A 15,935-nucleotide genomic window follows, 5' to 3' on the forward strand; every position below is an offset into this window, starting at 1 on the left:
AAAAAACTGTCTAAAAGAGAAGCTTCTTTTAGACAGTACTTTTCTTCCTTATGAAAATAATTCCCGTAGCGAGCACACCACATAAAAATAAAGCTGCCGTCGTAACGAATAGCTCATCAAAGCCATTTGTAATAGCAATACCAACATAACACCAAATAAATATGCCTGGTGTCACGCGGTCAAAATGATGATAACGCAAATGTAGGGCGATTGCAGTACCAAGCGATAGCATAATGACAGCCCATAAGCCGTTGCTTAAGCCAAAGCCCTTCCATTCGTAGTACATAATCATATAGCTAACAATCACAAGAGTAAAAAATAAACTCCAGCCTAGCCATAGTGATATTGGAATACGGAACTGGATACTTTCCTTGTTAAGTGGGTACGTAATATAAAGTCCGAACAAAGAAATGAGACTAACGACAAATGAAATAGTGGCAATTATTAAGTGTTCATTATGCCATTCATAAAAGAATAAGCTTTGTAAAAAACATGTTCCAATAAATAACGTTGTTTGCTTACTGCTCAATGCAAAAATGGATTGTCTATTTTTATGAGTCTGCCAAATAAAAATAAATAGGCTAGCAAACAAGAAGAATGAAAAACAATATACAAAGCGAGCAGGCGAAAATAATAGCGGTAAGCATTCAATAATGGTGATCGTTGTAGCATTATTTATACCAAGCCAAATAGCTGTTAATGTGTAAGCGGTCATCGTTAATAAAGAAATTAAAAGTAAAATGCGACGCCCCATAAATCGTCTCCTTTCTTTAAAAATATATATTTAATTAGTTCCCAACAATAAATACCATTTAAACCCATGATAGATTAGAATATAAGGTAATAATCAAAAGGAGTGAGAATAATGAAAAAGTTAAAAGATCTAGATTTATCGTCAGAGCTAGATAAAAAAATGTATAAAAAAAAGTTAAAAGTACTCCAATATGAAATGTTAAACGCACAGCAATTTTTATTCAACAAGAAAATCGGATTAATTTTAGTATTTGAAGGAATGGATGCTGCGGGTAAGGGGGGCGCTATTAAACGCCTAACAGAAAGAATCGACCCGCGAGGTTATGTAGTACACCCTATATCGGCGCCTCAGCCTCATGAACTACGTTATAATTACATGCATCGCTTTTGGCGCAAGTTACCGCAGCATGGACAAATCGCAATTTTTGATCGTTCTTGGTATGGGCGTGTTCTAGTAGAACGTTTAGAAGGCTTCGCAAAAGAAGAGGAATGGAAGCGTGCATACGAAGAAATAAATGATTTTGAACGCTTATTAACAGATGGCGATTATATCATCTTAAAATTCTGGATTCACATTGATAAGGAAGAGCAATTGAAACGTTTTAATGATCGAGCTACGAACCCATATAAAGCGTGGAAGCTAACAGATGAGGATTGGCGTAATCGTGATAAATTTGATGATTATGTATTGGCGGCAGATGATACTTTTAAGCATACAGATACAGAAAATGCACCATGGGCTTTAATTCCTGGTAATAATAAACTTCATGCACGTATTGCAGTGCTACAGGAAACGATTAATCATATTGAAAAAGAGGCAACAAAACGTGGCTTACATATTTCAAATGTATTCGAAAAGAAAGGTGCTAAGGCGCTAGCTGAACTAGAAGAAATTGTTCAAGAATCAAAAGATTAGAACGCCTTACATTACTTATATACTGAAAGTGAAAAAGAAGTAAAATAACCTACAATAATAAATTGAAATGGATTATCTGAAATGGGGGCATAACATATGACTACAAGGAAATACTCAGAGGTTTGGGATTTAGATGTATTTTTTGAGGGTGGAAGTGAATCAGCTGAATTTGAAGCATTTATAGACGCATTACCAGAAAAAGTAGAGAGCTTTTTCTCATATTTAAAGTCTTTACAGCAGCCGGTGTCAGTAACACAAATTACAAAAGCATTGAATATAATGAAAGATGTACTAGTAGAAATATCACATGCAGGCGGTATGCTTTCATGCTTGACAGCGCAAAATACAAAGGATACAAAGGCTCTATTATTACAAAATAAATTAAGCTCGATTGGTGCAAGCTTTGCACCAGCCACTTTACGTTTCCAGCAAATTTTAGCTGAAATAAAAGAGGCTGAGTTTATTCAATTACTTGAAGAGGCGGAGCTAAAGAAATTTTCATTTATCTTAACAGAATGGCGCGAGCAGGCGAAGCAAAAGCTTTCCGAGGATGAGGAAGCATTAATTTCTGCGTTAAGTGTTGACGGTTATTCAGCATGGGGACAAATGTATAATTTATTGATTGGTGACATTAAGGTTGAAGTAGATGTTGATGGGGATTTGCAAATTTTATCGATCGGTCAAGCAAATAATTTAAGTGCCCATCAGAATGCAACAGTACGAAAAAATGCCTTTGAAGCGATTGAAAAAGTGTTTACAGAGAAGGAAGAATTCTTCGCGAAAACATTGAATCATTTAGCGGGCTTCCGTTTAACAACATACAAAAAGCGCGGCTGGAATGAAGTACTACAGGAGCCTCTACAAGTAAATCGTATGAAAAAAGAGACGCTTGATGCTATGTGGGGCGCAATCGCGAATAATAAAGAACCTTTTGTACGTTTTCTGAAGATTAAAGCAGGTATGTTAGGTAAAGAAAAAATGGATTGGTACGATTTAAATGCTCCAATAGTAGGTAAGGCACCTAAAATGTCGTATCAAGAAGGAGCAGAATTTATACTAAAGCATTTTGGAACATTTGGACCGAAGCTAGAAGCCTTTGCCCGTACAGCATTTGAGAATGAATGGATTGAAGCGGAGGACCGTCCAAATAAACGACCAGGAGGCTTTTGTACAGGACTGCCGGTCGCAAATCAGTCGCGTATTTTTATGACTTATTCAGGTACACTGTCCAATGTATCGACGCTTGCACATGAACTCGGTCATGCCTTCCATTCATACGCGCTTCGTCCTGTAGATGTATTAAATCGCCGTTATGCAATGAACGTTGCAGAAACAGCATCAACATTTGCTGAAACAATTATTGCAGACGCAGCTATAGGAGAAGTTACAACGAAAGGCGAAAAGTTAAATTTACTAGAGAGTAAATTACAGCGTTCTGTGGCCTTCTTTATGGATATTCATGCTCGCTTCCTTTTTGAAACGAGATTTTATGAAGAACGTAAAAAAGGAGTTGTGTCCTCTCAACGACTCAATGAGCTGATGGAAGAAGCGCAGCATGAAGCATTTGCGGGCGCATTAGAAGAAACACACCCGCATTTTTGGGCTTCAAAGCTTCACTTTTATATTACAGGAGTGCCATTTTACAACTTCCCGTATACTTTTGGCTATCTTTTCTCATTAAGCATTTATGGGAAGGCTCAGGAAGAAGGGAATGCATTCGAAGAAAAGTATATTTCGTTACTTCAGGACACAGCTGTGATGTCGGTAGAGGATTTGGCGTTGAAGCATTTAGGTGAAGATATTACAAAACAAGAATTTTGGGAGAAGGGCATTGCGCTCTGTATAAAAGATGTGGAAGAGTTTATTAGGCTTACTGCGGAAGAAGGGTGATCGCTTCGTGAGACTCGATGGAAGGCAATGCTATTTGCGAACATTTGTTGAGTCGGATGCTAGAGAGTTAGCTGCTCTTTTAGCGAAAAATAAATATTTTTGGTCCACCTATGAGCCTTTACACCGGGATGAATTTTATACGGAGGAGGCGCAATATAAGAAAATTTTAGAAAGCTTACAGTTACTGTCGATGAACCGTGAGTTTTCCTTTGGAATATATGATATTTTCACTAATAAGCTGATTGGTCATATTTCATTGTATGGCATTAAGCGTATTCCTTATTCAAGTGCGTTTGTCGGTTATTCAATGGATCAGCATTATGTTGGTAGAGGGATAGCGACAGAGGCCGTACAGCTAGTTTTGAGGTTAGCCTTTACATCTGTGAAGCTACACCGCGTGGAAGCGTATATTGCGCCAACCAATGCACCATCAATACGCGTTATAGAAAAATGTGGTTTTGTTCAAGAAGGCCTGTTAAGAAAGTTGATTTTTATTAACGGAGAATGGGTAGATCATTATATGTATGCCATTTTACAAGAGGACTATAAGCAGCAATCTGGGCGAGGCTAGCTTGCTCATTCAATCAAAAAACGACGTAGATATTTCTACGTCGTTCATTATTTTATAGATGTTCGTTTCCGTCTCGTACTAAGTCTAGGCGACCTGTACCTGGATCAATGATTAGACCGTGAACAGGGACACCTTTAGGCATTAGTGGATGTGTGCGTACAAGCTCGACACTTTTTAACACGCTCGTTGTAACATCACCAAAGCCGCGTAACCAATCACGTAAATCAATCGCTGAATAAGAGACAGTATCTAATGTTTCCTGTTTAATTCCACGTTCTCTCATATGTGAAATCATTACATCAGGATCAACTGCACTCATACCGCAATCATAATGGCCGATAATGTATATTTCATCTGCCTTTAATTCGTACACTGCTACAAGTAAGCTACGCATAATTCCTCCGAAAGGATGATTTACGATAGCACCAGCACTTTTTACAATTTTAACATCACCATTACGTAAATTCATGGCCTTAGGTAATAGCTCGACTAAGCGAGTATCCATACAAGATAACACGACGATTTTCTTATCCGGATATTTTGTTGTAATATAAGGTTCATATTGTTTATCCTCTACAAACGCTTGGTTATAGTTAAGTATATCTTTTAATGACGACATAGTTTTTTTACCCCTTTCTTAACAAGATTATTTTAATCGAAATGTAAGAGAATTCAAACAATAATAACATATTTAAGTTTAAAAAATGAAAAAATAAAGGCATCTGGTTCTTAAAAAAGAATTAAAAAGGCAGCCGCATTTGCGACTGCCTCTGTTAATTATTTATGTTCGTTTGCTTTAGAATCGATACGTACTGAATCGTGTGAATCTAATCCCACACGTAAATAGTGAATGAAGAACCATAAGCAAATTAAGATTACTACAGAAAAACCTAATACAGTTGTATAGAATACAGAACCTGTTGGATAATGCATAATAAGATGTCTCCTTCCTAGTATAAGTGTTCCTAGAATCAATTATACTGAACTAATTATATAAATGGTAGACTAATTTCATGAAAAAAGATTAATCTCCTAAAAGTTTGTCGAGATTTTGAAAGAAAAGTCAACTAAAAAGCCCAATTACCGTTACGGAATACAGCTTCTACCTTGCCATCTTCTGTAATGCCGTCAATATTCATTTCACTCGATCCAATCATAAAATCAACATGTGTAATGCTTTGGTTTAAACCATGCTGTAAAAGCTCCTCACTCGACATTGTTTTTCCACCCTCTAAGCAGAAGGCGTAAGCACTACCAATCGCTAAATGATTTGATGCGTTTTCATCAAATAATGTGTTAAAGAATAATAAACCTGACTCTGAAATTGGCGATTGATGAGGTACTAATGCTACTTCACCTAAATAATGAGAGCCTTCATCCGTCTCGACAAGCGCCTTTAATACTTCCTCGCCTTGCGCTGCTTCAATATTTATAATTCGACCATTTTCAAATGTGATTTTGAAGTTGTCAATAATATTTCCGCCATAGCTTAAAGGCTTAGTACTGGAAACATAGCCATTAACGCCTGTTTTATTTGGTACTGTAAAAACTTCCTCCGTTGGCATATTAGCCATAAAAGAATCTCCTTGTTCATTTACACTGCTAGCGCCACACCATAAATGACCTTTTGGAAGCTCAATTGTTAAATCTGTTCCTGGAGCTGTGTAATGAAGCTTAGTATAGCTTTTTTCGTTTAAATAGTTTACTTTTTCATGCAACGTATCGTTATGCTGCATCCAAGCTTCGACAGGATTGTCTAAAGTAGATCGAGTTGCTTTAAAAATAGCAGACCATAATGCATCTACCTGTTCGTTCTCAGGTAATTCAGGGAATACTTTAGCTGCCCATTCTTTAGATGGAGCGGCGATGACAGTCCAGCTAATTTTATCCGACTGCACATATTGTCGATACTTGTTAAGAGCTAATCCTGTAGCTTTTTGTACCGAAGCAATGCGTTTTGAATGGATTCCTTTTAATAAATCAGGGCTCTGTGACACGATACTCATAAATGCAGCCCCTTGCTCAGCAAGCGATTCACGCTCTTGTACCTTCCATGCAGGATAAAAGTCAAAAGAATCCTCAGGGGCAAGCTCGTAGCGTTGACGAGTAATCTGGTCGTCTGTGAAATCAACAAAGACCTGTCTAGCACCATGCTCGTAGGCTATTTTTGTCACAAGTCGAACAAAATCAACCGTATCCGTAGAGGCAGCTATATATAAAAATTGCCCCTTCTGAATATTTACTCCTACTTTTACGGCAAGTTCCGCATATTTTAATAGATAGTTATCAAAGTTTGATGCCAATACAATCATTCCTTCTTTTTAGAATTTTAAAAAATAGCTAATATTGATTCAATATAATCAAAAATAGCAAAATTGGGAAGAAAAAAACATTATTGCGTCGAAAAAAAATGCAATACCCTTTATACTATAAGAATACAACTGTTAATAAAAAGCAGATAAGGTCGAAATTATAAGAGAATGAGTTATTGGAGGTATAGACATGGATATTGCTTCATTAGTAGGGATAATATTAGCTTTTGTTTCGCTACTGTTAGGGATGTGGTTTAAGGGTGTTGGACCGGATGCGTTACTGAATCCAGCAGCAATTTTTATCATCATCTTCGGGACAGTCTCAGCTGTAGTTATTGCTTTCCCGATGAAAGAGTTAAAGCGTGTTCCAAAATTGTTTGGAAAGATTTTCAAAGAAACAAAACTAGCAAATGATATTGAGATTATTAAAATGTTTTCACAGTGGGCAGACTTAGCGCGTCGTGAAGGGTTATTAGCACTTGAAAGCAAAGCTGCAGAAATTGAAGACCCATTTTTAAAAAATGGCCTAACACTAGCGATTGATGGTCAAAATGCAGACTATATCCGTGATGTTCTAACAGAGGAAGTAGCGGCAATGGAAGATCGTCATGCGAGTGGAGCATTAATTTTCTCTCAAGCAGGTACATATGCCCCGACACTAGGGGTACTTGGTGCGGTAGTAGGTCTTATCGCTGCCTTAAAGGATATGTCAGATATCGATAAATTAGGTGTAGCAATTTCCGCGGCCTTTGTTGCAACACTTCTAGGGATTTTTACTGGTTACGTTTTATGGCATCCATTTGCCAATAAGTTAAAACGAAAATCAGCTGTAGAGGTTAAGCAAAAAATGATGATGATTGAGGGTATTCTTTCAGTGTTAGAAGGGGAAGCACCTCGTGTTATCGAGCAAAAGCTAGCATCATACTTAACAATGTCAGAACGTAAGCAAATTACGGAAAGCGGGGCGGGTGGCCTTGGCAAAGAAGAGTAGAAGACACAAAAAGCATGAAGAACATATGGATGAATCTTGGTTAATCCCTTATGCAGACTTATTAACATTATTATTAGCTCTATTTATTGTACTGTTCGCATCGAGTACAGTTGATCAGGAAAAGCTAGAAAAAATGTCCAATGTGTTTAATCAAGTTTTTTCAGGTGGTAATGGTGTAATGGATAATCCAGCTGTTGTTGCGGATCCGAATGCAACGGAATCAGAAATTACGAAAGCGACAGCAAAATATATGGAGGATCAAAGACAACTTGAAGAAACGCAAGAACGTGTCGAGCAGTTTATAGCTGTAAATGAGCTAGAAAGTCAGTTCGAAACAGTCATGACGGATGAGGGCTTACTTATTACTATACGTGATAGTGTATTATTTGATCAGGGGAAGGCTGACATTAAGCCAGAATACGCCTCTATCGCAAAGGAACTTTCTGAGTTATTGGCGTTCGATCCAGCGCGTAATATAATCATTACAGGTCATACGGATAATGTACCTATGAATACTGCAGAATTCCAATCGAACTGGGAGCTCTCGGTAATTCGAGCAGTGAATTTCTTAAAAATTGTTATTTCTACAAATCCACAATTAGATTCTAAAGCTTTTAGTGTTAAGGGGTTTGGTGAATATAATCCAATAGCTACTAATGATACGGCTGAAGGACGTGCTAAAAACCGTCGTGTTGAGGTGTTAATTCAACCGCGTTATGCTGAAGATGGTACAGAAATAGAAGCTGCAAAATAATAGGAGTGGGCAAACTTTTCGAAGTTTGTCTTTTCTTTTGCTTTTTCATAAACATTTGTTTATAATACAAACAAATGTTTAAAAAGTGAGGTGAGTCCGTTGAATGAAAAAGAGAGGTTAGTTTTGCAAGCAATCATGGAGAATCCGTATTTATCACAACAGGAAATGGCAACTAATTTAAGTATGTCCCGTCCCTCATTAGCTAATACAATATCCACCTTAATAAAAAAAGGGGAGGTTATTGGCAGAGCGTATGTGCTACCTGAAAAAAATACAATCATCGCCATTGGTGGAGCAAATGTTGACCGAAAATTTCATGTAGAAGGCAATGTTCAATTAGCAACATCGAATCCTGCGACTGTAACAGAGAGTGTTGGTGGCGTTGCAAGAAATATTGCTGAAAATCTTGGTCGTCTTGGAAATGAAGTAAAGCTGCTTACTGTGCTAGGGCAGGATCAGGACGCAGTTAAAATTGAACAGCATTCAACAGCATTTATCCAATTTGATTTAGTGGAAAAGCTAACAAATGAATCAACAGGGTCCTATTCAGCTGTGCTAGGAGAAGATGGAGAGCTTGTCATTGCTTTAGCGAATATGGCTATTTATGATAGCTTATTACCAGCAATTATTTCTAAGCATGAGGCAAGTCTAAGTAATGCCAAATGTATTATCGTTGACTTAAATTGTCCAAAAGAAACGGTAGTTTATTTACAACAGCTTGCATTTGAACGTGATATTTCTTTTGTGATAGTACCTGTTTCATCACCAAAAATGAATCGTATGCCGGAAAACCTGTCGGGTGTTTCTTACTTTATATGCAACCGTGATGAGGCTGAAACTTATTTAAAGCTCAGTCTAGAAGAGGAAGCCCATTATGAGGAGGCAGTTAAGCAATTACTTCAAAAAGGTGCAGAGCATGTTATTTTAACTCGTGGCGAGTATGGGGTTATTGCAGGATCTAAGGATGGAATAACGAGGTTTAATGCAGTTAATGTCGAACAGATTGTGGACGTTACCGGTGCAGGAGATGCATTTGTTAGTGCGTTTTTACATGGCGTACTTCATCAAGAGAGTTTTACAGAGGCAATCAAATTTGGATTATATAATTCAGCCCAAACTTTAAAAATGGATAGTACTGTTCGTACAGATTTATCACACAATGAAATAACAAAATGGAGGGAACAATAATGGAAAAATATTTATCATTTTCACAAGAAGTACTAGAGGCAAAGGAAAAGGGTTTACCCATTGTTGCGCTAGAATCAACAATTATTTCACATGGAATGCCGTATCCACAAAACGTGCAAACAGCTCGAGAAGTAGAGCAAATTATTCGTGATAACGGTGCGGTACCAGCAACGATTGCAATAATTGACGGGAAAATAAAAATCGGATTATCCGATGAAGAATTAGAAATGTTCGGTAATGCTGAAGGTGTGGCAAAAGCTTCTCGCCGTGATCTTGGTTACTTAGTAGCTACAAAAAAATTAGGAGCAACAACAGTAGCGGCTACAATGATTTGTGCTGAGCTTGCCGGTATTGAGCTATTTGTTACTGGTGGAATCGGCGGTGTTCACCGTGGTGCTGAAACAACAATGGACGTTTCAGCAGATTTGGAAGAACTTGCGATGACGAATGTAGCTGTTGTTTGTGCGGGCGCCAAGTCAATACTAGATATTGGTCTTACACTTGAGTACTTAGAAACAAAGGGCGTACCAGTGATTGGCTACGGAACAGATATGCTACCGGCCTTTTACACACGTGAAAGCGAATTTAATGTAAACTTCCGTGGAGATTCAGCGGAAGAAGTAGCAGGCATGATGCGAGCGAAATGGGATTTAGGACTTCGTGGTGGTGCAGTTATTGCTAATCCAATTCCTGAAGAAGATGCATTAGAGTCGAGCTTCATTAATGGAATTATTCAACGAGCTCTTACTGAAGCAAAGGAACTAGGGATTGCAGGTAAGGAAGTAACGCCGTTTTTATTAGGCAAAGTAAAAGAATTAACTGAAGGTAAATCTCTTGAAGCAAATATTGCCCTTGTGAAAAATAACGCGAAAATTGGTGCTGCTATTGCAGTAGCCCTAAACCACTAATTTCGACAATATTTCCTAGGAAATGCTAAAAAAAGAATCGTCTGAAAAGACATTTTGAGACGTAACCTTTGCGACCACTGCAGGAGCATTATTTCTTAGTGGATTATGAGTAAAGGTTGAAGGGGGTGTTCAGAAAGTTTTTACTTTCTGGACACCCCCAATTATTTATTTGCGCAATGAACCAAGTTCTGCCACAATTGCCTGCATTTCGCTTGGGCTAAAAGATTCTCGTTTCATAACCATTTCATAAAGATACAATAAGTCTTCGTAATTTCCATCGCTAAAGTTTTCTGACTTCATTGCATCGACATTTACCATACGAAGCTTATCCTTCATTTGATCGATCATATAAATAACATTTTCTTGAGATGGTACAGATAAATTCATTTTTTAACCTACCTTTCTTTCTATACGAAAATATCATTTCATTTTAATGCACTAAAGTCAACCCAATTCGGTATCCTAGTTTCTGTGAAAGGATATGTAAAAAAGCATGAAATATGTGAAAAGAAAAAATCATATACCTCGTTGCTTTAAAAAAGGTGGAATTGTGTATAAAATGAAATGAGTAACTATTTTTGAGAAGAATTTAATCTGTAATAACTAAGCATATTATTAGGAGGAGAGACAGAAATGAAAAGTAAATTAGTACCAGCTGTTGTATTAGGGGCTTTAGTTGGCGCTGCAATAAGTTTGTTTGATAAGCAAACGCGCGAGCATACAATAGCATCGACAAAAAAGGTGAAGGATACTGTAACATACTATGCCCAAAATCGTGATGAGCTCCAAAACCTAATCGAAACAAAGGTAGAGCAGGCTCAAACATTTTACAGTACTGCGGAGCAAAATATAACATCCATCATGGAAAAGGTGGAAGATGCAAAAACGCTGCCTACTACTGTTTCTAGCCTACTATCTGAAACAAAAGAGGCATTTTCAAAACAAGATAGCGGTGTTTAATGATACTAGTAAAAAGGGGTGACAAAAAGCTGATGAAGGACGATAAAAAAACGACATACAATGAAGCATTTGTTTTTGTTAAGTCGTTTATAACGCCTGAGGAATCAGAAATCGACCGAACGACAGCAAAGGGCTTTATACAAGACTTAGTGATTAGTGTTCAACGAGTTGATATTTCTGGTTTAGGTGCACAGCTCGCTTACTTCTTTTTATTATCTTTTTTCCCATTGCTCATTTTTCTAGTCACATTATTACCATACTTAAATTTGAGACAGGAGCAAGTTTTTTTATTTTTGGAAGATGTAATGCCGACAGAAGTTTATTTTTTTATTGAAGGAACACTTATTGATGTGTTATCGAATCAAAATGGTGGATTACTGTCGATAGGTATTTTAGGTACGATTTGGTCTGCCTCCAAAGGGGTTAATGCATTAATCAGGGCTCTTAATCAAGCGTACGATGTGAATGAACGTTCGGGCTTAATGACCCGTGCATGGTCACTCATTTTCACGATTTCACTTGTGTTAATTATTTTAATAGCTCTTTTATTTCCTGTTTTCGGCAAACAAATTAGTGATTTAATATTTTCCTACATCGGTATTGAAAAGTCCTTTGAATCGGTGTGGACAATGATAAGGTGGTTAATTCCGCCAGCGTTAATTTTTATTGTACTAATGGCAATGTATTGGGTTGTTCCAAATACGGATCCGAGGCTACCATTCTTTAGTGTTATACCTGGAGCAATTTTTACGACAGCTAGCTGGATTTTTTTAACGTACATCTTCTCCTACTATATTAGTAATTTTGGGAATTTTAGCTCAACATACGGCAGTATAGGTGGAGTTATTATATTAATGCTTTGGCTGTACTTTACAGGTATTCTAATTATTTTCGGTGGACTGTTAAATGCATCATTTCAAAAACTACAAATTGCACGAATGAACAAAAGTGCGCCTAATAAATAAGCTTATTAAAGAAAATAGAAAAGCCCCGAATAGGTTCACTATTCGGGGTGTAGTTCAAAGAACAGTCTCTTACATGTTTTTTAGCATTCGTAAGCCGTTTAATATAACTAAGATTGTACTTCCTTCATGACCAATTACACCTAAGGGTAAATTGATTATTTGGAAAAAGTTAGACACTATTAATAACGAAATTACTCCAATTGAAAATACAATATTCTGTTTTACGATTTTTTGCATTTTTCGTGATAATCGTATCGCATATTCGATTTTCGATAAGTCGTTTTTCATTAGTACGACATCAGCGGTTTCTAATGCTACATCAGTACCGCCACCCATTGCTATACCAACTGATGCTGTGGCTAGTGCAGGGGCATCGTTTATCCCATCCCCAACCATTCCAACATGCTTATACTTTTCATTGAATGTTTTAATATAGTCAACCTTTGTTTCTGGTAAGCACTCTGATACGTATTCATTCACGCCAGACTCTTTTGCAATGGCCTTGGCGGTTTGCTCATTATCCCCTGTTAGCATCACTACATGGATGCCTAAATCTTTTAGTGCAGCAATTGCAGATTTAGCTTCATCACGAACTGTATCCTTAAGTGCTACGAGAGCAAGAATGCCTTTGTCGTCCTTTAAAAAGACTACCGTTTTACCTTCCGAGGCTAGCTCATATAGCACATTGTTTTGAAAGGCATTCGCCTCATCACGACCTACAAAATCAGGCTTACCGACTTTAAAGGATTTTTGATTAATGCTAGCTTCAATACCATAGCCAGGCACATCTGTAATGTTTACATCGGTAAATAGCTGAGCGTGATGCTCTTCAGCATATTGAGATATAGCCATTGCAAGTGGATGAGTGGATTGCCCTTCAATCGTGGCAATGACTGCTAATGCCTCCTCTTTATTTTCCCCTGGACGAACGATAAAGTCTGTTACAACAGGTGTACCGGCAGTTAAAGTCCCCGTTTTATCTACAGCAAGCATTTTTAAGTTACCAAAATGCTCTAAATGAAGACCACCTTTAAAAAGTATTCCTTTTCGAGCTCCGTTTGATATTGCAGCTAATGTAGCAGGCATAACAGATGCTACTAATGCACAAGGGGATGCAACAACTAACAGTACCATTGCGCGGTAAAATGTTGTTGTCCAGTCCCAATCAAGTAAATAATGAGGTAAAAACATCATAAGAGCAACGACAACTAACACACCTTTTACATAAACTCCTTCAAAGCGCTCAATAAACTGCTGGGAGGGAGATTTTTCGCTTTGTGCGGATTGAACAAGGGTAATAATTTTTTGGAACATTGTTTCACTATTGGGCTTTGTCATTTTAATCGTAATAGCCCCATTTAAGTTCACTGTCCCGGCATACACAGCAGCCCCTTTGTCTTTCGCTACTGGCATGGACTCCCCTGTAATGGCGGCCTCATCGATCGTTGAAATCCCTTTGAAAACTATACCATCAACTGGAATACGTTCTCCTGGCTTAACTAAAACATGATCTCCAATGTTTAATGTATTAACAGCCACTTTTATGGGCTCAAAATTGCCACGTACAAGCCAAGCTTCCTCAGGCTGCAGCTTCATTAGGGCAGAAATTTCACGGTGACTTTTATTCATGGCATATGTTTCAAGCGCACCACTAATTGCAAAAATTAAGATTAAAATGGCCCCTTCAGCCCAGTAACCGATAATAGCAGAACCTATTGCCGCGAGTATCATTAAAATTTCTACATTTAATTTTTTGTGTTCTAACGTATCTAATAGCCCTTCTTTAGCCTTTGCGTAGCCACCAATAATAAAGGCGGTGATATATGCTATGACGGCAGAAGTATGCAAACCGTTTGAATCCATTTTCCAAGCTAGTAAAATAATGAAACCGGAAGTGATAGCCGAAATTAATTCGCGATGCTCTTTTGTTTTCTCAATTAAAGATATACTTTCTCGATTAGATTCCATATTACTTATCCTCCTTGATAATGAATATCACTATCAAAAGCTTATTTTCAATGTAATTGATAGTGTTTTTCATTTATATAATAAAATTATTTAATTAGAATTATTATAATTAAAGCATAACGTAAGATGGAAAATAAAGCAATAAAAAACTTGCAACCAATTATGGTTGCAAGTTAGAGAAATGTATTAAAATACGCGTTCAGCGTGGGATGCTAATTTTTCTAATGAAGATTTTTCTACATCAGCATGTAATGAGTTTCCGTGAGAATCCATTGTTACAACTGCTGTAAAGCCTTCAACTGATAAGTGCCACATTGCTTCAGGAATACCGAACTCCATTAAGTCAACGCCATCTACTGACTTGATGCAATCAGCATAGTACTGAGCAGCACCACCGATCGCATTTAAGTAGACGCCACCGTGCTCTTTAAGCGCGGCAAGTGTTTTTGGACCCATTCCGCCTTTACCCATTACTGCACGGATACCGAATTTTTTCATAATATCGCCTTGGTATGGCTCCTCACGAATTGAAGTTGTTGGACCAGCAGCCTTCACTGTCCAGTTGCCAGCCTCGTCTTTTGCCATAACAGGACCACAGTGATAAATAATTTGACCGTTTAAGTCAACAGGAGCTTCTACGCCTTCACCGATTAAGTGGTGGTGAATTGCATCACGGCCAGTGTACATACGACCAGAGATTTTTACAACATCCCCAACTTTAAGCTCGCGGATTTGTTCTTCTGTAATTGGTGCAACTAGTTCCACAACTTTATTGTCTGTTGTAGCAGCTGTTTGCTCTTCATCACGGAAAGTGATTTTTTCACCTTCTTGGTAATGCCAGTTAATAATTTCACCTGTTTCAGGATTAATATCAATTGCCATACGACGGTATGCCCAACAGTTGTAAGCTACTGATACGAAGAATGATGCTGGTAAGCGGTCCATTACGCCGATTTTACAGCCAAGTAGAGTTGCCTCGCCACCGAAGCCCATTGTACCAACGCCAAATGTATTTGATTTTTCAACGATATATTGCTCAAGTTTTGCTAAGTCTTCAATTGGATTCACATCATCAACATGACGGAATAATTGCTCTTTTGCAAGATCGTAACCAGCAGAGCGATCCCCACCGATCCCTACACCGATGAAACCAGCAGAACAGCCTTGTCCTTGTGCTTGCCATACAGAGTGAAGGATACATTTACGGATACCATCTAAGTCACGACCTGCGCGGCCAAGACCTTCTAATTCACATGGAAGAGAGTATTGGATGTTTTTATTTTCACAGCCGCCACCTTTAAGGATTAGCTTTATTGTGATATAGTCATTTTCCCATTGCTCGAATTTTACAACTGGCAGTCCAGCGCCGATATTGTTACCAGAGTTTTTACCAGTTAATGAATCTACTGAGTTTGGACGTAATTTCGCATCACCAGTTGCGCTAGCGATTGCATTTTGAATTGCTTTTTTAATTTCAATTTGGTTTACGCCCACAGGAGTGTATACCTTAAATGTTGGAAGACCTGTATCCTGACAAATTGGTGATACGTTATCTTCGGCCATTACAATGTTTGTTGTAATTGTGTCTAATGACATCGCTGCACGAGTGCCTGCGTTTTCTGCTTCTTTTGCCGTTTTGATTGCACGACGAACATCTTTTGGTAGGTTAGTAGACGTTTCTGTCACTAAATCATAAAGGCTTTTTTCTAATGTTTCTAAATATGCCATAATATTTTTCCCCCCAGAAAAATAATATTAT

The 15,935-nt window shown here is 37.8% G+C and carries 16 protein-coding genes; 9 read left to right on the forward strand and 7 right to left on the reverse strand.

What is annotated here, in order from left to right; genetic code table 11:
• Positions 1-28: 28 nt before the first annotated feature.
• Positions 29-754 carry a tryptophan-rich sensory protein gene (locus V4T18_RS02470; RefSeq protein ID WP_332646182.1) on the reverse strand — a complete coding sequence of 242 codons (726 nt, stop codon included), beginning with the start codon at positions 752-754 and terminating at the stop codon, positions 29-31.
• 111 nt (positions 755-865) lie between these two features.
• Here V4T18_RS02470 and V4T18_RS02475 point away from each other — a divergent pair, with 111 nt between their 5' ends.
• From V4T18_RS02475 to V4T18_RS02485, 3 genes are all read left to right on the forward strand, one after another.
• Complete coding sequence (locus V4T18_RS02475) at positions 866-1,669, forward strand: polyphosphate kinase 2 family protein (RefSeq protein ID WP_332646184.1); 804 nt, start codon at positions 866-868, stop codon at positions 1,667-1,669.
• A 96-nt stretch (positions 1,670-1,765) separates the two neighbouring features.
• Positions 1,766-3,559 carry a M3 family oligoendopeptidase gene (locus V4T18_RS02480; RefSeq protein ID WP_332646186.1) on the forward strand — a complete coding sequence of 598 codons (1,794 nt, stop codon included), beginning with the start codon at positions 1,766-1,768 and terminating at the stop codon, positions 3,557-3,559.
• Positions 3,519-4,130 carry a GNAT family N-acetyltransferase gene (locus tag V4T18_RS02485; protein ID WP_332646188.1) on the forward strand — a complete coding sequence of 204 codons (612 nt, stop codon included), beginning with the start codon at positions 3,519-3,521 and terminating at the stop codon, positions 4,128-4,130. The genes V4T18_RS02480 and V4T18_RS02485 overlap by 41 nt, the downstream gene beginning before the upstream one ends.
• Positions 4,131-4,182: 52 nt before the next feature.
• Here the strand turns inward: V4T18_RS02485 and V4T18_RS02490 are convergent, their stop codons facing one another.
• From V4T18_RS02490 to V4T18_RS02500, 3 genes are all read right to left on the reverse strand, one after another.
• A complete protein-coding gene (locus V4T18_RS02490) occupies positions 4,183-4,749 on the reverse strand; it encodes a beta-class carbonic anhydrase (RefSeq protein ID WP_332646190.1) in 567 nt (188 codons plus the stop codon).
• A gap of 158 nt (positions 4,750-4,907) precedes the next feature.
• Entirely contained in the window at positions 4,908-5,063 is a 156-nt protein-coding gene (locus V4T18_RS02495) for a hypothetical protein (protein ID WP_332646192.1), read from the reverse strand.
• Positions 5,064-5,197: 134 nt separating this feature from the next.
• Positions 5,198-6,433 (reverse strand): aminopeptidase, encoded by a 1,236-nt coding sequence (locus V4T18_RS02500; protein WP_442916889.1) that lies wholly within the window; start codon positions 6,431-6,433, stop codon positions 5,198-5,200.
• Positions 6,434-6,632: 199 nt separating this feature from the next.
• Here V4T18_RS02500 and motA point away from each other — a divergent pair, with 199 nt between their 5' ends.
• The 4 genes from motA (at position 6,633) to V4T18_RS02520 (ending at position 10,283) form a co-directional block, all read left to right on the forward strand.
• A complete protein-coding gene (gene motA, locus V4T18_RS02505; protein WP_332646196.1) occupies positions 6,633-7,433 on the forward strand; it encodes a flagellar motor stator protein MotA in 801 nt (266 codons plus the stop codon).
• Complete coding sequence (gene motB, locus V4T18_RS02510; RefSeq protein WP_332646198.1) at positions 7,417-8,187, forward strand: flagellar motor protein MotB; 771 nt, start codon at positions 7,417-7,419, stop codon at positions 8,185-8,187. Before motA ends, motB begins: the two co-directional genes overlap by 17 nt.
• Before the next feature lie 99 nt (positions 8,188-8,286).
• The gene (locus V4T18_RS02515) at positions 8,287-9,375 is read left to right on the forward strand and encodes a carbohydrate kinase (protein ID WP_332646201.1); all 1,089 of its coding nucleotides are present in this window, start codon (positions 8,287-8,289) and stop codon (positions 9,373-9,375) included.
• The gene (locus V4T18_RS02520; RefSeq protein ID WP_332646203.1) at positions 9,375-10,283 is read left to right on the forward strand and encodes a pseudouridine-5'-phosphate glycosidase; all 909 of its coding nucleotides are present in this window, start codon (positions 9,375-9,377) and stop codon (positions 10,281-10,283) included. Before V4T18_RS02515 ends, V4T18_RS02520 begins: the two co-directional genes overlap by 1 nt.
• 165 nt (positions 10,284-10,448) lie before the next feature.
• Here V4T18_RS02520 and V4T18_RS02525 read toward each other — a convergent pair whose 3' ends face one another.
• Entirely contained in the window at positions 10,449-10,670 is a 222-nt protein-coding gene (locus tag V4T18_RS02525) for a DUF1128 domain-containing protein (protein WP_332646205.1), read from the reverse strand.
• A gap of 246 nt (positions 10,671-10,916) precedes the next feature.
• On the opposite strand from V4T18_RS02525, the gene V4T18_RS02530 reads away from it, so the two are divergent.
• Positions 10,917-11,243, forward strand: coding sequence for a YtxH domain-containing protein (locus tag V4T18_RS02530; protein ID WP_332646207.1), 327 nt, complete (start codon positions 10,917-10,919; stop codon positions 11,241-11,243).
• Positions 11,243-12,208, forward strand: a complete 966-nt coding sequence (locus V4T18_RS02535) for a YihY/virulence factor BrkB family protein (RefSeq protein WP_442916890.1) — start codon at positions 11,243-11,245, stop codon at positions 12,206-12,208. The genes V4T18_RS02530 and V4T18_RS02535 overlap by 1 nt, the downstream gene beginning before the upstream one ends.
• Before the next feature lie 69 nt (positions 12,209-12,277).
• Here V4T18_RS02535 and V4T18_RS02540 read toward each other — a convergent pair whose 3' ends face one another.
• Positions 12,278-14,176 (reverse strand): heavy metal translocating P-type ATPase, encoded by a 1,899-nt coding sequence (locus tag V4T18_RS02540; RefSeq protein WP_332646209.1) that lies wholly within the window; start codon positions 14,174-14,176, stop codon positions 12,278-12,280.
• 186 nt (positions 14,177-14,362) lie between these two features.
• Positions 14,363-15,904, reverse strand: a complete 1,542-nt coding sequence (locus V4T18_RS02545; protein WP_332646211.1) for a fumarate hydratase — start codon at positions 15,902-15,904, stop codon at positions 14,363-14,365.
• Positions 15,905-15,935 lie beyond the last annotated feature (31 nt).

The organism is Lysinibacillus sp. 54212 (assembly GCF_036662795.1).
Classification (GTDB): domain Bacteria; phylum Bacillota; class Bacilli; order Bacillales_A; family Planococcaceae; genus Lysinibacillus_B.

Bases quoted from the DNA above. Each gene is read 5' to 3' on its own strand.
- V4T18_RS02470 (WP_332646182.1), bottom strand. From the start codon at position 754: ATGGGGCGTCGCATTTTACTTTTAATTTCTTTATTAACGATGACCGCT.
- V4T18_RS02475 (WP_332646184.1), top strand. From the start codon at position 866: ATGAAAAAGTTAAAAGATCTAGATTTATCGTCAGAGCTAGATAAAAAA.
- V4T18_RS02480 (WP_332646186.1), top strand. From the start codon at position 1,766: ATGACTACAAGGAAATACTCAGAGGTTTGGGATTTAGATGTATTTTTT.
- V4T18_RS02485 (WP_332646188.1), top strand. From the start codon at position 3,519: ATGTGGAAGAGTTTATTAGGCTTACTGCGGAAGAAGGGTGATCGCTTC.
- V4T18_RS02490 (WP_332646190.1), bottom strand. From the start codon at position 4,749: ATGTCGTCATTAAAAGATATACTTAACTATAACCAAGCGTTTGTAGAG.
- V4T18_RS02495 (WP_332646192.1), bottom strand. From the start codon at position 5,063: ATGCATTATCCAACAGGTTCTGTATTCTATACAACTGTATTAGGTTTT.
- motA (WP_332646196.1), top strand. From the start codon at position 6,633: ATGGATATTGCTTCATTAGTAGGGATAATATTAGCTTTTGTTTCGCTA.
- V4T18_RS02520 (WP_332646203.1), top strand. From the start codon at position 9,375: ATGGAAAAATATTTATCATTTTCACAAGAAGTACTAGAGGCAAAGGAA.
- V4T18_RS02525 (WP_332646205.1), bottom strand. From the start codon at position 10,670: ATGAATTTATCTGTACCATCTCAAGAAAATGTTATTTATATGATCGAT.
- V4T18_RS02530 (WP_332646207.1), top strand. From the start codon at position 10,917: ATGAAAAGTAAATTAGTACCAGCTGTTGTATTAGGGGCTTTAGTTGGC.
- V4T18_RS02535 (WP_442916890.1), top strand. From the start codon at position 11,243: ATGATACTAGTAAAAAGGGGTGACAAAAAGCTGATGAAGGACGATAAA.
- V4T18_RS02540 (WP_332646209.1), bottom strand. From the start codon at position 14,176: ATGGAATCTAATCGAGAAAGTATATCTTTAATTGAGAAAACAAAAGAG.
- V4T18_RS02545 (WP_332646211.1), bottom strand. From the start codon at position 15,904: ATGGCATATTTAGAAACATTAGAAAAAAGCCTTTATGATTTAGTGACA.